The organism is Leifsonia sp. 466MF, assembly GCF_900100265.1.
In the GTDB taxonomy this organism is placed as follows: domain Bacteria; phylum Actinomycetota; class Actinomycetes; order Actinomycetales; family Microbacteriaceae; genus Leifsonia.
The window spans coordinates 2,917,202-2,936,626 of sequence record NZ_LT629696.1; the positions used below are offsets into that span (position 1 = coordinate 2,917,202).

General features: G+C 70.4%; 13 protein-coding genes, 1 tRNA gene and 1 other RNA gene. 4 read left to right on the forward strand and 11 right to left on the reverse strand.

Going from position 1 to position 19,425, the window contains the following annotated elements; genetic code table 11:
• Positions 1-13: 13 nt before the first annotated feature.
• The 4 genes from BLR91_RS13920 to ffs form a co-directional block, all read right to left on the reverse strand.
• Positions 14-1,216 carry an acetate/propionate family kinase gene (locus tag BLR91_RS13920; RefSeq protein WP_089881213.1) on the reverse strand — a complete coding sequence of 401 codons (1,203 nt, stop codon included), beginning with the start codon at positions 1,214-1,216 and terminating at the stop codon, positions 14-16.
• A complete protein-coding gene (gene pta / locus BLR91_RS13925; RefSeq protein ID WP_089881210.1) occupies positions 1,213-3,348 on the reverse strand; it encodes a phosphate acetyltransferase in 2,136 nt (711 codons plus the stop codon). Before pta ends, BLR91_RS13920 begins: the two co-directional genes overlap by 4 nt.
• A 1-nt stretch (position 3,349) precedes the next feature.
• A complete protein-coding gene (locus tag BLR91_RS13930; RefSeq protein WP_089881207.1) occupies positions 3,350-4,681 on the reverse strand; it encodes a DUF1254 domain-containing protein in 1,332 nt (443 codons plus the stop codon).
• 114 nt (positions 4,682-4,795) lie between these two features.
• Positions 4,796-4,892: signal recognition particle sRNA small type (gene ffs, locus BLR91_RS13935), an RNA gene on the reverse strand.
• A gap of 103 nt (positions 4,893-4,995) precedes the next feature.
• Between ffs and BLR91_RS13940 the strand changes: the two genes are divergently transcribed.
• A tRNA-Ser gene (locus BLR91_RS13940) sits at positions 4,996-5,083 on the forward strand.
• A gap of 69 nt (positions 5,084-5,152) precedes the next feature.
• On the forward strand, positions 5,153-5,956 hold the full coding sequence (locus tag BLR91_RS20045; protein ID WP_157694627.1) for a hypothetical protein: 804 nt from the start codon (positions 5,153-5,155) through the stop codon (positions 5,954-5,956).
• A 21-nt stretch (positions 5,957-5,977) separates the two neighbouring features.
• On the opposite strand, the gene BLR91_RS13950 is transcribed toward BLR91_RS20045, so the two are convergent.
• Positions 5,978-6,562 carry a TetR/AcrR family transcriptional regulator gene (locus BLR91_RS13950; RefSeq protein WP_089881201.1) on the reverse strand — a complete coding sequence of 195 codons (585 nt, stop codon included), beginning with the start codon at positions 6,560-6,562 and terminating at the stop codon, positions 5,978-5,980.
• A gap of 92 nt (positions 6,563-6,654) precedes the next feature.
• On the opposite strand from BLR91_RS13950, the gene BLR91_RS13955 reads away from it, so the two are divergent.
• Entirely contained in the window at positions 6,655-7,911 is a 1,257-nt protein-coding gene (locus BLR91_RS13955; protein WP_089881197.1) for an amidohydrolase family protein, read from the forward strand.
• 8 nt (positions 7,912-7,919) lie between these two features.
• On the opposite strand, the gene BLR91_RS13960 is transcribed toward BLR91_RS13955, so the two are convergent.
• Positions 7,920-9,293 carry a DUF445 domain-containing protein gene (locus tag BLR91_RS13960; RefSeq protein WP_089881194.1) on the reverse strand — a complete coding sequence of 458 codons (1,374 nt, stop codon included), beginning with the start codon at positions 9,291-9,293 and terminating at the stop codon, positions 7,920-7,922.
• Between BLR91_RS13960 and BLR91_RS13965 the strand changes: the two genes are divergently transcribed.
• Positions 9,292-9,999: a hemerythrin domain-containing protein gene (locus BLR91_RS13965; RefSeq protein WP_089881191.1), complete on the forward strand. Its 708-nt coding sequence runs from the start codon at positions 9,292-9,294 to the stop codon at positions 9,997-9,999. The two genes, BLR91_RS13960 and BLR91_RS13965, sit on opposite strands and share 2 nt — an antisense overlap.
• A gap of 26 nt (positions 10,000-10,025) precedes the next feature.
• On the opposite strand, the gene BLR91_RS13970 is transcribed toward BLR91_RS13965, so the two are convergent.
• The 5 genes from BLR91_RS13970 to BLR91_RS13990 form a co-directional block, all read right to left on the reverse strand.
• Entirely contained in the window at positions 10,026-13,775 is a 3,750-nt protein-coding gene (locus BLR91_RS13970) for a D-Ala-D-Ala carboxypeptidase family metallohydrolase (RefSeq protein ID WP_089881189.1), read from the reverse strand.
• Positions 13,776-13,788: 13 nt separating this feature from the next.
• Positions 13,789-14,934: a hypothetical protein gene (locus BLR91_RS13975; protein WP_020075528.1), complete on the reverse strand. Its 1,146-nt coding sequence runs from the start codon at positions 14,932-14,934 to the stop codon at positions 13,789-13,791.
• The gene (locus BLR91_RS13980; RefSeq protein ID WP_089921695.1) at positions 14,931-15,359 is read right to left on the reverse strand and encodes a hypothetical protein; all 429 of its coding nucleotides are present in this window, start codon (positions 15,357-15,359) and stop codon (positions 14,931-14,933) included. The genes BLR91_RS13975 and BLR91_RS13980 overlap by 4 nt, the downstream gene beginning before the upstream one ends.
• A gap of 128 nt (positions 15,360-15,487) precedes the next feature.
• Positions 15,488-16,744, reverse strand: coding sequence for a hypothetical protein (locus tag BLR91_RS13985; RefSeq protein WP_089881182.1), 1,257 nt, complete (start codon positions 16,742-16,744; stop codon positions 15,488-15,490).
• Positions 16,741-19,197 (reverse strand): hypothetical protein, encoded by a 2,457-nt coding sequence (locus BLR91_RS13990; protein ID WP_089881179.1) that lies wholly within the window; start codon positions 19,195-19,197, stop codon positions 16,741-16,743. Before BLR91_RS13990 ends, BLR91_RS13985 begins: the two co-directional genes overlap by 4 nt.
• Positions 19,198-19,425: the final 228 nt, after the last annotated feature.

Consider the following 19,425-nt stretch of genomic DNA (forward strand, 5'->3'; position numbering starts at 1 on the left):
CTCTCTGCTCCCGTCAGCCCCCGGTCGCTGCCCGAACCGCCTCGAGCGACTGCCGGGATATTTCCAGCTCCTCGTTCGTCGGCACCACCAGCACCGTCACGGCGGAGTCGTCGGCCGAGATGACCCGCGCGTCGCGCGACGGGCTCGCGTTGCGCTCCGTGTCGAGCCGGATACCGAGCACCTCCAGCCCGGAGAGCACCTCCGCGCGGAGTGCCGCGTCGTTCTCGCCGACTCCGGCCGTGAAGGTCAGCACGTCGAGGCGTCCGAGCAGCGCTGTGTACGCACCGATGTAGTGCTTCAGGCGGTGGACCGTCACATCCAGCGCGAGCCGCGCAGCCTCATCCCCGCGACCCGCCGCCTGACGGACATCGCGCATGTCGCCCCGGCCGGAGAGGCCGAGCAGCCCGCTCCGGCGGTTCAGCAACTCGTCCAGGGCATCCGTCGACAGGTGCGCGCGCCGCGCCAAGTGGATGAGCACCGCCGGGTCGAGGTCGCCCGACCGCGTCCCCATGACCAGGCCCTCCAGCGGCGTCATGCCCATCGACGTCTCCACCGAGCGTCCGCCATCGATCGCGCACGCCGACGCGCCGTTGCCCAGGTGCAGGACGATCTGGCGCAGCTCGCCGAGCGGGCGGTCGACGAACTCCGCGGCCGTCTCGGAGACGTACTTGTGCGACGTGCCGTGGAAGCCGTACCGCCGCACACGATGGCGCTCGGCCAGGTCGGCGTCGATGGCGTATGTGTACGCCTCCGGCGCCAGTGTCTGGTGGAACGCGGTGTCGAACACCGCGACGTGCGGCACGTCCGGGAACGCCTTCTTGGCAGCACGGATGCCCTCGAGGTTCGCGGGGTTGTGCAGCGGCGCGAGGTCGGACAGGTCCTCGATGTTGATCTCGACGAGCGGCGTGACGATCGTCGGCTCGAAGAAGCGCTTGCCGCCGTGGACCACGCGATGGCCGACCGCATCCAGCGGGTTCTCGTCGAGGCTGGGACCCTCCGCCGCGAACGCGTCGAGCATCGCACGGAACCCGGCCGTGTGGTCCGGGATCTCGAGCGTGCGCTCCGTCGTGCCGTTCGGCCCGCGGTGCGTGGTGTGCCCGCTCGACTCGCCGATCCGCTCCACCAGCCCGGAGGCCAGTGACTCCTCGGTCTCGCTGTCGATCAGCTGGTACTTGAACGACGACGAACCGCTGTTGACGACCAGGACGGCGCTCATGACAGCGCCGCCTGGATCGCCGTGATCGCCACGGTGTTGACGATGTCGTCGACGGTCGCGCCGCGGGACAGATCGTTGATCGGCTTCCGGAGGCCCTGCAGGACGGGACCGATGGCGACGGCGCCCGCGCTCCGCTGCACCGCCTTATAGGTGTTGTTGCCGGTGTTGAGGTCCGGGAAGATGAACACGGTCGCCCGACCGGCCACCTCCGAACCGGGCATCTTGGCGGCGCCGACCGCCGCATCCGCCGCCGCGTCGTACTGGATGGGGCCTGCCACCGCGAGCTGCGGCGCGCGCTCCCGCACCAGCTCGGTCGCGGTCCGCACCTTCTCCACATCCGCCCCGGCGCCCGAGTCGCCGGTCGAGTACGACAGCATCGCGACGCGTGGCTCGATCCCGAACTGTTCGGCGGTCCGAGCGGACGAGATCGCGATGTCGGCCAACTGCTCGGAGGTCGGGTCCGGGACGACGGCGCAGTCCCCGTAGACGAGCACGCGGTCGGCGAGGGCCATCAGGAAGACACTGGACACGACCGAGACGCCCGGCGTCGTCTTGATGATCTCGAAAGCCGGCCGGATGGTGTGCGCCGTCGTGTGCGCGGCGCCGGACACCATCCCGTCGGCGAGCCCCAGGTGCACCATCATCGTGCCGAAGTAGGACGTGTCGGTGATGGTGTCGGACGCCTGCTCGATCGTGATGCCCTTGTGCGCGCGCAACCGGGCGTACTCGGTCGCGAACCGCAGCCGCATCACATCGTCGAACGGGCTGAGCACTTCGGCGCCGGAGAGGTCGAGACCCAGTTCGATCGCCCGCGAACGCACCTCGAACGGCTCGCCGAGGATGGTCAGCTGGGCGACACCGCGCGCCAGCAGGGTGTGGGCGGCACGCAGGATGCGGTCGTCCTCCCCCTCGGGCAGCACGATGTGCTTCTTCGCCGCCCGCGCGCGCTCGATCAGGTCGTACTCGAACATGAGCGGGGTGACGACGTCGTGCCGGGAGACGTTGAGGCGCGCGAGGAGCGCTCCCGCATCCACGTGCCGTTCGAAGAGGGCGAGCGCGGTGTCGTATTTGCGCTGCGAGTCGGCGGCGAGCCGGCCGCGCGCGTGCGTGATCCGCACCACTGTGTCGTAGGTGTCGAGCCCGGTCCGCACGATCGGCAGCGGCGACCGAAGGCCGGCGAGCAGCCGCTGGATGGGCTCCGGCAGGTCGAACCCGCCGTTGAGGACGATGCCCGCGATCGACGGGAAGGTGCCGGACGCGTTCGCCATCAGCACGGCCAGCAGCACCTCGGTGCGGTCGCCCGGCACGACGACGACCGCGCCGTCGACCAGGCGCGGGAGGACGTTGTTCATCGACATCCCGGCGACGACCACGCCCAGCGCCTCGCGGGTGAGCAGCGCCTCTTCGCCGGCGATCAGGGTCGCACCGGTCTCCTCCATGATGGAGCGGATGCTCGGCGCCACCAGGAACGGGTCTTCCGGGATGGCCCACACCGGCGGGCGGTCCGCACTGCCGGCCGCGACCGCCGCCGCACCGACGACCGACCCGACCGCGGCGACGATCTCATCCAGCATCCCGTCGTCCGCCCGGTTCGCGATGACCGCGAGCAGTCCGGCGTGCTCCGTCCGCAGCTCGGCGACGGCGATCTCCGCCAGCTGGCGGAGCTCCTCAGGCGAGCGCGGGTCGGCCTGCCCGAGACGCTCCCCGAAACCCTGGCCGATGCGGCCCCCGAGCACCAGCAGCACCGGTGCGCCCAGGTTCGCGGCGATCCGGGCGTTGTACCCGAGCTCGGTCGGGCTGCCGACGTCCGTGTAGTCGGAGCCGAGGATCACCACGGTGTCGCACTGCGCCTCCACCGCGCGGAAGCGCTGCACGATCTCGGCGAGGGCCGCATCCGCGTCGGCATGGACATCGTCGTAGGTCACGCCGAGCGCATCCTCGTACGAGATGTCGGCCGTGATCCGCTGGAGCAGAAGCTCGAGCACGTAGTCGCGTTCGTCGGTCGACCGCGCGATCGGTCGGAACACGCCCACCCGCTCGACCGAGTGACGCAGGGACTCGAGCACCCCGAGGGCCACGGTGGACTTGCCGGTGTGCCCTTCGGCGGAGGTGATGTAGATGGAGCGCGCCACGTCAGCCGATCCGCTCGATCGCCGGGATGCCGTAACGGCCGTCCAGCACCTCGTCACCCGGCAGGTACAGGCGGAGGATCGGGCGGAAACGTCCGGTCGGTGCGGGCAGCCAGTTGGCGGCCGCCTTCTCGTCGGTCGGTCGGGTGGCGCTCATCGTGATGGTCAGTCCTCCGTCGTCGTCGTACACGAGCCCGCGGGTCCTGTCGCCGACCGAGTAGCGGTCGATCGGGTTGGCGACGAGGTAGTAGTGCGGGAGGTCGTACATGGTCAGCGACCAGAAGGCGCCCACCGGCGGCGTGGGGTTCAGCCGCAGGCGGTAGACGTGCTCGCCGCTGAGCGGCTCGCCGTCGGCGTCCTCGTAGGTCATGATGTAGGCCGCTTCATAGGCGTGGTTTCCCCACAGCCCGCCGAGCGCCGCCGCAGCGCGGTGCGCGTACCGGGTGCGCGGGTCGTTCAGCTTCCACTCGGGCGCGTCGATGGCCCCCAGCTCGAAGAAGTCGAGGTTGTAGTCGAAGACGTGGAGGTTGACCGCCCAGTGGTCGGTCAGCGTCCCGGAGGTGCGCAGTGCCGACTCCAGTGCGTCCTTGCCGAGGGCGTAGCCGGCGGTGAGCGCCTGGCGCACCCCCTCCGGCTGTTCGGCGATCGTGTACGGGCTCACCAGCCCGAGCGGCGCGTACGACTCGAGCGCGGGCCGATCGCGCAGCGCCGGCGGGAAGGCCTGCGACCACACCCGCAGCTTCTCGAAGAAGTCGAGCGCCTCGCCCTGGCCACCGTCCACCGAGGGGACGCCCTGCGGCGGGACGAGGGTCTGGTGGAGCGGAGTCAACGTCAGTGCGTCCTGCAGCGCGTGGACGGCAGGGAGGTCGTCGGCGCCGTCGACCGCCCACCGTCCGACGATCGTCGCAACGCGTGTGGGGAAGCGGATGGCCGGGAGTCCGGAGGTGTCGGGCGCGGCCTCGTCGTCGGGCGGCAGCAGCAGGAACTCGCCACCCTCTCCCCCGGTGGCCCGCGTGCCGATGTAGGCGAAATTGTTGGTCCAGGCGTCCACGAACTGCAGGACGAAATAGCGGTCACCGGCAGCGGGGACGCTGAGCCTCACCGGACCGACCCCCAGATCGACCTGGGCGATCGAGTACACGGTGTCGTTGTTGATCGACACGAATGTGTCGTCGAGTCCGGCCAGCTCGCGCGCGTGCCCGAACGAGTTGTAGGGAGTCGGGGGAACCGACCCGATGCCTTCCTCCGTGAACCGGACGACCTGCTCCAGGTCGAACACGAGCGGGAAGCCCACCACGTACGCCTCGGTCGACAGCTCGGTCAGCTGATCGGTCACTGCGGCACCCGTCCCTCCATCGCTCCACGGAAGACACGGACCATTCTACAGGGCGTAGAAGGTCCGGCACTGGTGGCCACAATATACGCGGCGGCGGTGACACGCGGCTGGACATGAAAAGACTCCCCACGCACCCGCCAGAGCCCGGTTACCCTTGCTGCGTTTCCGCCCTGGGGGAGTTGGCCTGGATGGCGCCACGTGGGGAGCCATCAACGATTGTAGCGGCTACGGATGGGAGCCGTGTGCGCGAGGCCCTCCGGCATTCGGGTAAGATACTGGGAGCCGCCGGCCGCGACAGCGGAAGGCGACGACCAGGAGAATTCGCCTAGTGGCCTATGGCGCACGCTTGGAAAGCGTGTTGGGTGCAAGCCCTCGGGGGTTCGAATCCCCCATTCTCCGCCAATTGGGATGCGCCACCTGGTGCGCGCGCAGCGTCCTCCGGGTTCGGGAATTCTCGGGCAGGATCGAGGCATGAACGGGGAACTGGCAGCCCTTGTTGCGCTGTGCCTGCATGGCAACGACTGGCTGTCCAGGAGCGCCGAGCCCGCACCCGCGTTGGATGCATCGAATTCGGCCTTCCGATTTGTGAGCTCGTGGCGGTCGCAGTGCTCGGAGCGCGGCCTGTTCCGCCACCGTTCATGGGAGGGCGACGGCGTCGCCGCTTGGCTCCAGCATGTCAAGGAAGGCGGAAGCCAGCGGCTCACACTGCTCATTGGAGACGGCGCCGCGTCCAGTGGGCTTCCAGGCCACATAGAGGCATCGTTCGCGAACGGCGGTCGCTGGGCGATATGCACCGACGGCCCTCGGCCGCGGATCTGGTTCTGCGCATGGTCTGTTCGAGACCGGGCAGACCCGAACAATCGAATCTGGGCCGTCGAGATGACCAGCCGGGACCTGCCCGCAGCGATGGAACCGGTCGTTGATCTGGGCTCCGCGCGCACTGACCTCCGGACTGCACTGCAGGCCATCGAGCGTTTTGCACAATCGACAGATCTCCGCTCCTGGGCGGGATGGTTTGCTCAGGCACTCGGACTCCTCGACACGAGCGAACCAGCGATCCCGTACAACCCCGACCTCGCCCCGTCGACTGCTCCCACAGAGAACCGGCAGCTTCTGGCCGCCGCAGTTCAAGCATGGGTCTTCGGAGGCATGGGGTCCTGGAATGACCTGGTCTTCCAAGACGAGGCCCAGCAAAGCGCATATCTCGACGTGACGCGAAGGCTCTACGCAGCAGTCCTCACCGCCATCGCGACCGCGGCCAACACCGCCGCCTGAACCACGTCACCCGGGACGGCGCTATCTCCACCCGCGGCGCAAATTCGTGAAGATGAGCCGTAGCGCGTCTTCGGGCGCTGGCTCGCGCGCGGCGATGTCGGGGCTCTCGAGGATGAAGCGCGCGAGGGAGCGGAGGCTTGCACCGTCGGGCTCATGCCACTCCGCGGCGAGCTCAGAGACCAGTGCATCTTCGCAGTCGGTCCATTTCTGCCGGACGTAGGCGCGGAGCTGCGGCGTCGAGAAGATCAGATCGAGGAGCTCCCGGGAACGCGGGTCACCGTCGTCGAACGGGACTCGGCTTTCCATGAACGATTCGATGGCGCTCAGTGGGTCCGTCCCGGCGGGGCGATCGCGTATGGCCTGCACCAGCGCGGCCGCGCGGTCCTCCTCCTGCTCGAAGACCAGGCCGACCTTGCCCGCCGGGTAATACGTGAAAAGCGTCGTCAACGCGACATTCGCCTCATCGGCGATCTCAGCGACGGTCACATCATCGAATCCGCGTTCCACGAACAACCGGACGGCGGCGCGGTGAAGGGCGCGACGGGTCTGCGCCCTCTTCCGCTCGCGAAGTCCCGTACCGGCTGCCACGAGACGAGCGTACTGCATCGAGGCAGCAGTTTCAATTATGGTATTACTAGTTTTCTGTAGTCACTACAGAAAATGACGTTCCGCATCGGACGAACACCAAAGGAGAAGCGATGAACACGACAGCGATCGTCGGCGCACGGATTTTCGACGGCGAGGAGGTGCTCCCCGCTGCGTCGGTTGTGATCGAAGGAACCAGGATCCGGTCGATCGGCGACGACATCCCCGACGGGGCGTACGTCGTGGACGGCCGCGGCGGGACAGTGATCCCCGGCCTGATCGACTCACACGTCCACACGTCCCTGGAGGGGCTCGAGCTGGCCCTCACCTTCGGGGTGACGACCGAACTGGAGATGCAGGGGATGTTCACCCGGGACAGACGGAGCCAGGTCACCGATGACGATCGGGTCGCAGATGTACGTTCTGCGGGATTCGGCATCACCCCGCCCGGCGGACATCCCAGCGAACTGATGGGCGGTGACGGCCACGACGACGACGGCGACGAGGCTCCGTGGGAGGCGGATGATGCCGACGCGGACCAGTGGGCCGACATCGTCATGCCGTTCGCCACGACGCCCGAGGAGGCCGTGGCGTTCATCCCACGGCTCCAGGCCACCGGATCCGACTACATCAAGTTCATGATCGACGACGGGACTGTCGAAGGCGCCCCCGGCCTCCCCTTGCTCGATGACGCGACGATCGCGGCCGGCGTCGAAGAAGCCCACCGCCGCGGCCTCCTGACCGTCGCCCACACACTCACCGTGGACGCGACCGCCTCGGCGATCACGGGTGGCATCGACGGACTCGTCCACCTCTTCATGGACCGCCCCCACACGTCGCAGATCATCGACACCATCGCAGCATCCGGGGCATTCGTCGTACCCTGCGTCGTCCTGAACGCTTCCATGATGGGGATTTCCGCGGCCGAGTTCGCCGAGGATCCGCGCGTCCGCTCCAAGCTCGACGACGCCTGGATCTCCACCCTGCAGAGCAGCTACAACCGGTACCCGCAGGGCGACCTCGACGACGTTCTCGCATCCGTTCGCGCGCTCCACGCAGCCGGCGTCGACATCCTCGTCGGTACGGACGTTTCGTTCCCGCTGCCCACGCTCGGCGGGATGGCCCATGGGGCCAGCGTCCACCACGAACTCCAGCTCCTCGTCCGCGCCGGTCTGACGCCCACGGAAACACTGCGCGCCGCCACAGCGGTCCCCGCGCGACGGTTCGGCCTCGACGACCGTGGACGGATCCGGGAGTCGCTGCGGGCCGACCTCGTGCTCGTGGACGGCGACCCGACGACGCGGATCGCCGACACCCTCAACATCCGCCAGGTCTGGCGGCGCGGAAGCGCTCTCTTCGCCGACGAGTGACCGCGACGCTAGAGCAGCGCCGAGATACCCGTCGCCACACTGTAGATCGCAAGGCCCGCGAGCGCGCCCACGACCGTGCCGTTGATGCGGATGAACTGCAGGTCGCGGCCGACCTGGGTCTCGATCTTGTCGGTGGTCTCGGCCGCATCCCACGATTGGACCGTCTCGGTGATGACGTGCGAGATGTCGCTGCGGTAGTTCGTCACCAGGTGCAGGGCGGCGTCGGTCAGCCGGGTGTTGAGGGATGCCCGCATGTCGTCGTCGGCCAGGACGCGCCGCGCCACGTCGGCGACGAAGGCCTCCGCGCGGCGGCGCAGGTCGCTGTCCTCCTCCGAGAGCGCATCCAGCGCGGCCGTGCGTGCGGCTGACCAGGTGGATGCGGCGAGCTCGCGGATCCGCGGGTCGTCGAACGCGCGACCCTTCGCCGCCTCCAGGCGTTCGATGGTCGCCTCGTCGTGCTGCAGCCGGTCGGTCAGCTGGGCGAGGTAGTCGTCGAGCGAGCGACGGAGGCGGTGGTCCGGGTCGTCCCGCATCTCGCGGACGAACCGGCGCGCCTCCGCATGGAGACGCTCGTCGATCACACGATCCACGAACGACGGCAGCCACGACGGGAGACGCCGCGAGACCACCGGGCCGAACGCTTCCGGATTCGCCGCGAGCCACTCATCCAGCCGGTCCAGCAGCAGGTCGACCGCCTCATGGTGGCCGCCCGAACTGAGCACACGCTCCCCGAGCCGTCCGAGCGGCGGACCCCACTCCGGCGCGACGACGTGCGTGCGCACGACCGCCTCGATCGCTTCCCGCATCCGATCGTCGTCGAGCAGCGCGGCCAGCCCGGTCATGCCACGGAAGGACTCCGCCACCACGCGGCGCGAGTTCTGCGGCTCGGAGAGCCAGTCGGCGACCGCCCCGGCGAGGTCGATGCCCCGAAGCTTGCCGGCGACGACCTCGTCGGAGAGGAAGTTGGTCTCGACGAAATCCCCGAGGGTCGCCCCGATCTCGTCCTTACGGGTCGGGATGATCGCCGTGTGCGGGATGCGGAGCCCGAGCGGATGCCGGAACAGGGCGGTCACGGCGAACCAGTCCGCGAGCGCCCCCACCATCGCCCCCTCGGCGGCGGCGCGCACGAACCCGAGCCACGGGTAGCGGTCCTGCAGTGCGAAGGCGACGGCGAACACCACGGCGGCCACGGCGAGCAGGCTCGTCGCGAGGGCCTTCATCCGCCGCAGGGCGAGTCGGCGTTCGGCGTCGGTCGGGAGGGTTGCGGTCACGTTGTGGATGCTACTCACGCCCGGCGAGAGCGCACGGTGAGCGTCGGATGCCGCTCGTCGCGGGAAATTGGGGAGCGCGCATCCCGCCGCGGGGTCGTAGAGTTCCGCCATGTCGGCGACCTCCCTGCCCTCCTCCGGCGAACCTCCCCTCACCGGCCCGAAGACCTGCGACGCGAGCGGGATGATCGAGATCCATCGGCTGTTCCGCCACTCCTTCGCCGAGGCTCCCGGCCTGGTCGAGGGTGTGGCCGACGGCGACACCGCGCACGCGGACGTCGTCGCCTCACAGCTCGACCTCCTCTCGGTCTCACTCCACGGCCACCACGAGGGAGAGGACGCCCGGCTGTGGCCGGTGATCGACGAGAGACGTCCCTCCTGCGCCCTGCACGTCGAGCGGATGAAACAGCAGCACGCCGCGATGCTCGTCCACCTTCAGGAGCTGGATCGCGCGGTCCCCGCATGGAGGGCGGCGCCCAGCGCGACGACGGCCGCTCCGGTGCAGGCGGCGCTGACGGGCATCAACGCCGCACTGGAGGAGCACCTCCCCGACGAGGAGGCGAACATCGTTCCGGTGATGGAGTACACGCTCACCAAGCCCGAGGTCGAGTGGTTCGCGAAGCACGGACGCGCCAGCACGCCCAAGGGTCAGACCTGGAACATGCTGGGTGCGATCCTCGCTGCGCAGCCGGACGGCGGCAAGGAATGGCTCGGGAAGAACCTCCCCGCACCGGTCGCCCTGGCCTGGCGGTGGGTCGGCTCGCGCAAGTACGCGCGGTACCGCGCCGCTCTCGAGGGGCGGGTGACGCCCGCGGCCTGACCGCTCACCGCTCCGCGTCCGGCGTCTCAGCCGTCGTACGCCTCCTGGAGCACCGAGATCAGGTGCTGCAGCTTGATCGCATTGATGCGGGACTGCCGGAACTGGCCCTCCTTCGGCGTGCGGTGGAAAGCCCACACCGGCAGCGTGGGGATGGTGCCGTCCGGATCGGCACTCGTGGACATGTCCCGGCGGCGGAACTTCCGGAACGACTCGGCGACCATGTTCCATCGCATGTAGGTGAGACCGTCGAGGTCGAGCGGGGTCGGCGTGGCCGCCGCGATCTCCGGCGCCGCCACGACGTCGGCCTTGTTCTGCCGCCAGAACGCGTCCACCAGCATGAGCGACAGGACGAAGAACCGGGTGGTGGGAACCACGGTGAATCGGTCCGTGGTCCCCGGAACGCGGCTCACCGTCAGCTGGGAATCGATCTCCGCCGATACATCCCGTGGCAGCCTCCCCGCCGAGACGTGCTGTGCGACCGCAGCGCGCAGGATCGCGTCGTGCTGCGTACCGGTGCCCGGCCTGTCGTCGATCTCGTTGTCGCGGTTCGGCTGCTTGGGTTTCAGCAGGATGTAGTGATCGATTCCCATGTTGACGAAGTAGCAGCGCGAGCGCCAGATCGAGCGGGCGTCCGCCGGGCTCGTCGCGACGACCTCGCCGGCGACCTGCGGCTGCCCGAGGCCCTCCTTCACCCAGAGGGCCATCAGCGTCCACGGCTCGACCGACTGCAAGGGGTTCTCCGCCCACGCCCGATACGCCTGCTCGAACCGGTCGTCGGTGGAGTTCGCGGCGTACGGATTGCGCTCCGCGTCCACACCGGTCTCGGCGGCGATCCTCCGCCGGGACGTCGAGGTCCGGCTGGTCGGTCTGCCGGCGTCACGACGGGCCTGCGCGGCGTGGGTGCGGGCGAACGCGATGCCGCGCTGCAGCACGGCGGCCCGCGCCGCGGGGTCGGTCGCCGCGATGAACGCAGGCTTGATGATCCGGAACCGGTCGTCGACGACCGGCGTCGGCGTGGGTTGCGGCTGCGGGTTCGGATGGGGCTGCGGCTTCTTCTTGCCCTTCTTCGCGACGTGGTGGGCGAGGACGACCTGCTTCGCCGCCAGGCCCGCTGCCCCCGGGAGGTACGTCCACAGGTTCCAGGTGCCGCGGACGTCCACATGGAGGTAGTTGCCGCCGATGCCGAGCGCGAGGTCGTCGTCGACAGCGTCGATCGCCGCCTGCGCCAGCTGGGTGCCCGTCAGTCCGACCACGCGGATGTCCGCGGCCTGGCCCGAGGCGTGCCGGGTGTTCTTCGGATGGCCGCCGCGCGCCTCCGCGACGGCCAGCGCCTGGGCCCACCGCCGGTAGCCGGAGTCGACGTACACCGGGCGCCCCAGGCGCGAGCGGATGGCCTGGAGCACGCGGACCAGTTCGGGCGAGATGCGCGAGTACGGCGACGCCGTTCCTCCGCTCGACGCCAGCTCGCGGACGACGAAGTTGCTCGCCAACTTCTGCCGGTGGGTCGACGGCGGCGTCGCCACCAGTGGGACGCCCGTGTTGTTCGGGTCGGCGTATCCCGGAGCCGCGGCGATGGATGCGGGGGCGGGCGCGAGCACCAGACCGGACGGATAGACGACGCCGGTCGTGACGAACCCCTCCTCCAGCCCCTCGAAGCCCTCCGACTCGCCGTCCTCGTCCTCCGACTCCTCCGCCACCATCGCCGCAGGCGTGAAGGCCTCGGAGCCGGACTGCTCGGCCTCCGACCACTCGTCGTGGCCGCGCTCGGAGTCGAACGACTCCGCCTCCCCGGCCCCGGTCTCGTCGAAGCTCTCGCCCTCATTCAAGCTCTCGCCCTCGTCGAAGGTCTCACCCTCGTCGAAGCCCTCGCCCTCGTCGAAGGCCTCGGCCTCATCGAAGGCCTCGGCCTCATCGAAGGCCTCGCCCTCGTCGAACCCCTCCGCTTCCTCGAAGCCCTCGGTCTCCGACTCCGCCTCGTCGAACCCCTCCCCCTCGGTGTCCAGATACTCTGCCTCGCCCTCGTCGAGCCCCTCCAGGGCGAACGACTCCGCGTAGTACTCGGGTTCGAAGAACTCGCCCTCGTCCAGGTTCTCGCCCGGATACGGGCTCTCGTACGCATCCCAGGCCAGCGACTCCTGCCCGTCGAACGCCTCCTGCTGGACACCGGGCACCGGGCTGGTTCCCGACAGGTCGGCGCCCGCGTCCCCGAGCAGTGTGCTCCCGTACCGCTTCGGGATCGTCCCGTGCTGCTCCGTGGTGCGCTCCACCCGGAACCGCGGTCGCAGCGGCGCGGCGGCGGGAACGGAGAGCACGGCGGCGAGCTGCCGGGCGAGTGCCTCGCTCGACGGCTGCGTCGACTTCTTGCCGTCGGCGCGGTACAGCACACGCAGCGCCGGGGCAGGCGCGGAGGGCGACGCGATGTGCCTGGCGACGCGTCTCTCCATCCACGTGCCGAGCGCCGTCGCCCGCTGGTAGAGGGCATCGAAGACGAAGACCTCGTCGGGATCGGTGTGGTTCAGGATCGCGAGGAGCGCCTTCCCGCCGCCTGAGTGCGCGGTGAGGATGAGACGGCCCCGCGGCGCTCCCACCCCGGTCCGGGCGGTGAACGCGGCGAACGCCGATGCGATCAACGCGTCCAGCCGCCCGGCGGGGGTCAGCGCGGGGAAATCGTAGCCGCGCCCGGAGTCCCCGCCGAAGTAGTCGCCGCGCGGCAGGATCGTCAGCGTCGGGCGGGCGCGGCTCCCGAGCCCGAGACCGCTCACCGGCAGCTTCTCGGTGTCGAGGCGCATGGCGGCACCGCTCGCCGAGAAGCCGTGCAGATGGACGACGACGTCGATCGCCGTCGGAGAGCTCATCGCGTTCCAGCCGAGGATCAGATCGGGATGCGTGCCGCGGTGCGACGCGAGCAGCGGCGATCTGCGGATCACCAGGCCGCCGGCTCCCGTTGCGCCAGGGACGATGGGGACGGGGACGATCGGGACGGGCACGGGAGGGACGGGCACCGGAACCGGCTGCGGGAGCTTCCCCGCCTTCTTCGCCGCGCGATACGCGTCGATCTCGGCGATCGCACGCCGGTTCGCCTCCCCTTTCAGGTAGGTCCAGCGACTCCACCTCGGCCGCACGTCGACGTGGGCGTAGTCGCCGCCGATCCCGACCCCGATCGTCGGTCCCCAGACGTCGATCGCGAGTTTGGCGATCTGCATCCCGCTGTAACCGGAGATCCGGATGTCTGCGGCCTGACCCGAGCAGTGGCGGCTCAGGGTCGGCGGCTTGCCGTAGCCCTTGTACACGACGCCGTTCCGCTTCCACGATCGGTAGCCGGAGGTGATCCGTACCGCCCTGCCTGCGCGGTCGCGGATGCGCTGCAGCAGGTCGACGAGCGCCGGAGCGATGCGGGCGGGATCGGCGTACACGCCGCCGCTGCGCACCAACTCGCCGACGGTGAAGTTGCGCGACACCTTCTGCGATCGCACAGCGGGGCCGGTCGAGAGCAGCGGGATCCCGGTGTCGTTCGGGTCCCAGTGCTCCTGCCCGGGACCGGTCGCGCCGGTCGTCTCCGAGAGCACCAGCCCGGAGGGGAACGTCTCGCTCTCCGCGGAGGGACCCTCGAGCGTGAAGCCCTCGTATCCCTCGAACGCTTCGTATCCTTCGTACTCCTCGGACTCGTCCGCCGTGAATCCGCTCTCGTTCACGGTGAACCGCTCGCCGGGCGTCACCTCGAACGGCGACTCGAACCCGCCGGGCACCGGCTGCTCGTCGAAGGTCTGCGTCGGCATGATCGCCTCCGTCTCAGCGTGCCAGGGCCGCGGGCCGGCGCTGCTGGGTGTCCACCGGCGCCTTGCGGGCCTTCAGGTCGCGGCCGGCGGCCGAGGACCACTCGGTGATGACCCGGCGCGTGTAGGAGCCGAGCGGCTGCACCGGCGACGGACCGGGCGCGACCGTGTCGTAGAGCACCCAGGCGAACTCCGGCCCGGTGACGATGTCGGCTTCGATGGTCCGCATCAGGATGGACAGGTCCTGTGCCATCGTGATGAGCGATGTCGACTTCGAGTGCGCCGCCAGGCCGACCCGTTCGCCGACCAACCGCAGCCGGTCGCCCGCGCTCGTCGCCTGGGACTTGAGGTCGGTGATGACGGAGGTGTTCGAGTCCAGTGTGAGGTTCAGCCAGCCGACCACCGTGGCGGCCGCCAGCTCCTCGCGCGCGAGCACGGCGTTCTGCCGCCGCGATCGGAGGATGTACTTCAGCTCCTGGGCGATGGCGTAGATGCGGTCGTTGTCGGCGGAGTTGACGCCGGCGACGTTCCGCAGGTTCACCATCGCCTGCCAGACCTCGTACAGCAGCTCCTCGAACAGCCGAACGAACGTCGAGTTGGATGCGGTGGAGCGGGCGTAGGTCGCCGGCCGGTTGTCGTCCATCCCGAAAGACAGGTCCATCCCGAACATCCGCCAGTACGCGTTCCGGCGCACCGCCTCGGGGTCCGTGCGCACAGAACTGGTGCTCAGCCAGAGCGGCAGCGGATTCCATGCGCCGAGGAGCAGCGCCTCCGTGGTGTCCAGCCAACGCTGGGTCGCGATGGACGGCACGCCGAGGCTCTCGCCCGTGCGGTACTCCTTCACGACGCGGGCGAATATCTGCACCATGCGGGTGTTCTCGAGCACGTACGAGGACAGGAAGTGGTCCCAGGCCGGCCCCGCGACCGGGACGTAGCCCGCGAACTGACCGGTGGCGAAGAGGGCGCTGCGTGCCGGTCCGGCGCGGTAGCCGTTCGGCGCCCAGACGTCGGCGCTGTCCCACACCTCCTCCAGGTACAGCACGAGGTCGAGCGGGTCGGCCTTCAGCACGGCGGCGGCCGCGTCTGCGGCGTTCCCGATCGGGAGGACGGGCCCGGGCGCCGACGGCGGCGAGAGCAGACGGTTGGTGAGCTGCGGGATCATGACGGCATTCCCTCCTGGGTGTAGCCGGCCGAGCCGGCGGCGCCGGTGTCCGGCCGGTCGCGCGGGTCGTTGAGGAAGCCGACGTCGTACTCGCCCAGCGGCACCTGGTACGAGTCGGCCTGGATGCGCTGCTGCGTCGCCTGCAGCGACGCGAAGCGGTACTGGGTCGGCAGAGGGAGCGGGGTCTCCCCGCTCGGCGGCCGGAACTCGGTCAGCGGCTCGAGCTGCCCGATCACCTGCTCGAAGCCGTTCTCGAGCACCGTGCTGATCGCATCCAGGCCGCTGACCAGGAACAGGTCGCGCTGGCGGTCCTCGTACTCGCGGCGGAGCTGGGACTGCTCGCTGCGCAGCTGCTCGTACTCCTGGCGGAGCGCCTCGCGCTCCTCGGCCAGCCGCGCCGTCTCGACGGCGATCAGCGCCTCCATCGCCTCGAGCCGCTGCGTCGTATTCTGGCGCCCCGAGGACCCCGAGGAGCCTCCTCCCGGGGGAGCTGACTGGGCCATTTCGTCTCCGATCTCTCTGTCTGAAGCGCCGGCGGCCTCGCCGTCGGCGGTCACGCCGCGAGCGGCGTCGCGGTCATCCATTCGCGGGCCCGCGCGATCCACGCGGACGCTTTGTCGGGCTGTTCCGCCTCGCGCAGCCCGGCGAGGGCGACGATGCGGATGCCTTCGGTGCGCCGCCAATGCGGCGAGGTCCACAGGGCGGCCCCGGCGGTCCGTTCCAGTTCGGCCAGTGCGGCGGGCGAGACGCGCGCCGGGTCGACCGCAGCCCCGATCGGGCTGCCGCCGAGTCCGGGGACGGGAGCCGTGAGGCACGCGACCGCGATGCCCGGCATCCGGCTGCGCGAGCGTTCGAGGAGCGCGCGCACCGTCGGGTCGGCCCGGCGCAGCGGGAACCCCGTCACAACGGCGGCCTCGAGGTCGTCCCACGGCCCGGCTCCGAACGCCGCGCGGCACATCGCGCAGCCCAGCAGGGTGCGCAGCCAGCCGACGGGATGCGGATCGCCGATCGGCCAGCGGAGGAGCGTGCGCGCATCCCCCACCACATCGAACAGGGCCGTGACCGACGCGTAGCCGGTATGCGCGAACGCGAAGACGTCGGCCGCGATCTCCGAGGCCCACGGCAGCCACATCGCGCGCAACTCCGCATCCCCGGCGAGCGATCGCCCCAACGACTCCTGGAGGGAGGGCACCCAGCCGGTCACTGCGGCGACCTGATGGCCGGCCTCGTGGAACAGCGATGTCGGCCGGTAGAGGTTGTGCCGCACGATCTTGATCGCGGCGACCGGGTTGATGCTGCCCGGCGCCCACAGCCGGATGTCGGCGCGCAGGATGGAGGCGCCCATCCCTTTGTCGACATAGGTGAGCACCGGGATGGGCGCGAGTCCGGCGCGGGTGAGCACGGGTGCGATGCTGGCTCCGGCCAAGGCGTCGAGCGCTTGCAGGGCTGCGCGGAGCTGCGGACTGGTGCGCGACGAGACGGCGTCGCCGAAGAAGTCGAGGGTGGTCTCGACCTGGGTGTACCGGCGGCGGAGCTTCTGCACCGCTGCCATCGCCTCGGGGAGGGCGAGCGCATCCCGCCGTGCGGCGCGCGTCAGCGCGATCGTCGCCCGGCCGATATCGATCAGTTCCTCGACGATGACCTTCAGGTGCCGCCGCAGGGGCAGCCCGACGAAGGTCTCGACGGATCGCCACGCGGCCTCTGAGGCGAACTCCTCCGCGTCGAGGAATGTAGTCGCAGCCGCGACCCAGTGCGCGCTCTGCCGCTCCAGGTCGGCGGCGACCGCTCGCGTCGCGGCGTCGGCGATCATGGCCGGCGCCGCCCGGGGTGCGCGGTGACGGCGATCGCGGGAGCGCCGCGGAAGGCCCTCCCCGACGCGAGAGCGGCGAGCGACGCGGCGCTCAACGCGCCGGAGGCCGCCTGCCGCACCAGGTCGAGGCCGGGTGCGGACCGGATGGTGGCGGTCACGGTCACGCCGTTCCGCGGGTCGGCCGATGCGCGGGCGAACTCGGCGCTGCCCTCGCGCGACCACATCGCGAAGGCGGGCAGCAGCCAGCGCCGCAGGGCGACGGTGAGTCCGGCCACTGCCCCCGGAGGGATGCGGTCCAGCACCCGGGGTAGCCGCGAGACGGCCTCGGACTGCTCCAGCTCGGCGCGGATCCGCAGCCGGCCGGTGCGCTGCGCGAAGCGGCGCGCGAGGCCGTCGTAGGCCTTCGTCAGCGCCGGCAGCAGCACGGCCTCGGACCGTCCCTCCCGGATGGCGGCGGCGATCGTCTGCGTCTCCGCCTCGGAGAAGAACAGTCCTACCCGGATCACGGAGGCTCGCGTGTCGACCACGACCCAGCCCTGCGACGGCTCCCCGCCGCTCCGCTTGCCCGGGCCGCCGACGGTCGGCAGCAGGGTCTGGTCGAGCGGCTCCAGCCAGTAGAACCGTTGCCCTGCGGCGACGCGGGCGCGGCTGCGCAGGAACTCCGCGGGCACGGCGACGCCCATCCCCGGGTCTTTCAGCAGCAGCCCTGCGGCCCTCGGCGTCAGCGGGTGCAGCTGCGAGCTCGAGAGGCGGACACCGCTGCGCGTCCGCTCGATGGCCGCGATCCGCCGCAACGACGTGCCGATGGTCGCCTGGAAGAGATGGATGCGCACCCGCGCCGGCAGCGTCAGACCGGCCGCGCGCAGGCTCGACCCGAGGCTGACACCGCCGAAGGTGTCGATCGCGTCGGCGATCCCCGCCGTGACCTCGACGTCGATCGAGCGGCTGTACCGCCGGTAGGGCCGGGGCGAACGCGCCTTGCGCGTGACGAACCGGCCGCCGAGCTGCGCTCCGCGCTGCACTCCCGAGCGTAGGAGCGACGGCGGGAAGGTCGCGGCGACCGAGCGGTCGAACGCGCGGGCCGTCGCCGCCCGCATGAGCGACTCGTCCTCCAGCTCGTACTCGGACGCCTCCGCCAGCTGCCGCACAGTGTCCTCGATCGTGCCTGCGAGCATCGCGGGGACGGCCTCCGACTCCAGTTCGGGCTCGAGCTGCTCGAGCGAGATGAGCCGCAGCCCGGTGTCGACGATGGCGTTGGAGAGCGGACCGGACAGCTGCGGGCCGACCCATTTGCCGATCAGCTTCCCCAGGAACTTAGCGAGGAAGCCGACGACACGGGGACGACCGACCAGGTTGATGCCGATCCGGAGCGCTCCGAGGAGCGCCGGGATGAACTGCTCGACCGCTGGCGCGACCTCATCGGCGCTGCGGGCCTCCGCGAGCGCATCGATGAGGCGTCCGCGCGCTTCCGCGAGGAGTTCGAGCTCCGAGCTGCCCTGAGCGGCCTCGCTCTCGCCTTCGGCTTCCGCCTCCCCTTCTCCGGCGAAGCCCACCTCGCCCGTCTCTCCGGAAACGAGCGCTTCGGCGAGTGCCGCATCGAACGACTCGGTCAGCGCCTCGGTATCGCGCGACACGGCCGGGGAGATCGCGAAGGCCTCGCCCTCGCGCTCCGCCTCGAAGGCCTCGGTCTCTGCGGAGGTCTCGGCGAAGCCCTCGGATTCGCCGAAGAGCTTGGACGACAGCAGCCGGGCCGGTGCGCGCAGCGGCGCAGGCAGGCGTCCGATCGCGAAGCTCAGCACCCGCTTGAGGAGCGGCCGCACCAGCTTGGTGAGACCTTTCAGACCCGCGGTCAGCAGCCCTCCCGCGGCGGCGCCCACCTTCTTGGCGGCGTTGGCGACGAACCTGACGGCACTGCGGGCCTTCCGGATCAGACCGCCGATGAACTGCTCGCCCGCGGGCGAGACCTCGCTCAGCTCCGGCTGCACCCGATCCATCAGCTCGTCGAGCTGCTCATCGCTGAGCGACTCGACGTCCTGCCCGACGAGCGCCTCGCTCAGCCGCTCCAGGTACTGCTCCGCTGCGTACTGCGTCGGCGCCAGGTGCGCTGCGGCGAGCCGCTCGCGCTCCCCCGCCGTCGCGGGCGACTCGTCCGAGAAACGCTGCCCGACGGCGTCCTCCGTCTCGGCGAGCAGCTCGGAGACGGCCTCGTCGAACGCCTCGTCGCGCACGGCCTCGAACGCGCTCTCGAGCAGCGCCTCCTGCTCCCCCGCCGGCGACCCCGCCTCTGAGAACGGCGTCAGTCCTTCGGCCCACGGCGAGAACGACGCCAGGCTCTCCGACGTCGCTCCCTCGGACGTCGGGGACTCGGTCTGCTCCGCTTCGCCCCCGGGAGCCGCCTCGGCGAACGGCTGGCTCTCCAGCGTGAACTGCTCCTCGTTCGTGATGATGGTCATCGCGCGAACTCCCTCCGGCGGCATCCGAACCCCGTGGTCCCACTGCACCAGACGACCCGTCCTCCGCCGTGGCCGCGAGCGACCGACTTCCGTGCGCCGGCCGTCGCGCCGGAGGGATGCGGGCGTCGGTAGCCGCTGCCTGCCGCGTCCGCGGTGCGTCCGGCCGGCGTGCCTCCGGCGTCGTCGGAGCGTCGCGCGGGCAGCCGCCTGCCCGCAGCCGGGTCGGGC

What these genes read in the sequence shown, in the direction of transcription:
- BLR91_RS13920 (WP_089881213.1), bottom strand. Translation starts at nt 1,216, where the DNA reads ATGAGCGCCGTCCTGGTCGTCAACAGCGGTTCGTCGTCGTTCAAGTAC.
- BLR91_RS20045 (WP_157694627.1), top strand. Translation starts at nt 5,153, where the DNA reads ATGAACGGGGAACTGGCAGCCCTTGTTGCGCTGTGCCTGCATGGCAAC.
- BLR91_RS13950 (WP_089881201.1), bottom strand. Translation starts at nt 6,562, where the DNA reads ATGCAGTACGCTCGTCTCGTGGCAGCCGGTACGGGACTTCGCGAGCGG.
- BLR91_RS13955 (WP_089881197.1), top strand. Translation starts at nt 6,655, where the DNA reads ATGAACACGACAGCGATCGTCGGCGCACGGATTTTCGACGGCGAGGAG.
- BLR91_RS13965 (WP_089881191.1), top strand. Translation starts at nt 9,292, where the DNA reads ATGTCGGCGACCTCCCTGCCCTCCTCCGGCGAACCTCCCCTCACCGGC.
- BLR91_RS13960 (WP_089881194.1), bottom strand. Translation starts at nt 9,293, where the DNA reads ATGGCGGAACTCTACGACCCCGCGGCGGGATGCGCGCTCCCCAATTTC.
- BLR91_RS13970 (WP_089881189.1), bottom strand. Translation starts at nt 13,775, where the DNA reads ATGCCGACGCAGACCTTCGACGAGCAGCCGGTGCCCGGCGGGTTCGAG.
- BLR91_RS13975 (WP_020075528.1), bottom strand. Translation starts at nt 14,934, where the DNA reads ATGATCCCGCAGCTCACCAACCGTCTGCTCTCGCCGCCGTCGGCGCCC.
- BLR91_RS13980 (WP_089921695.1), bottom strand. Translation starts at nt 15,359, where the DNA reads ATGGAGGCGCTGATCGCCGTCGAGACGGCGCGGCTGGCCGAGGAGCGC.
- BLR91_RS13985 (WP_089881182.1), bottom strand. Translation starts at nt 16,744, where the DNA reads ATGATCGCCGACGCCGCGACGCGAGCGGTCGCCGCCGACCTGGAGCGG.
- BLR91_RS13990 (WP_089881179.1), bottom strand. Translation starts at nt 19,197, where the DNA reads ATGACCATCATCACGAACGAGGAGCAGTTCACGCTGGAGAGCCAGCCG.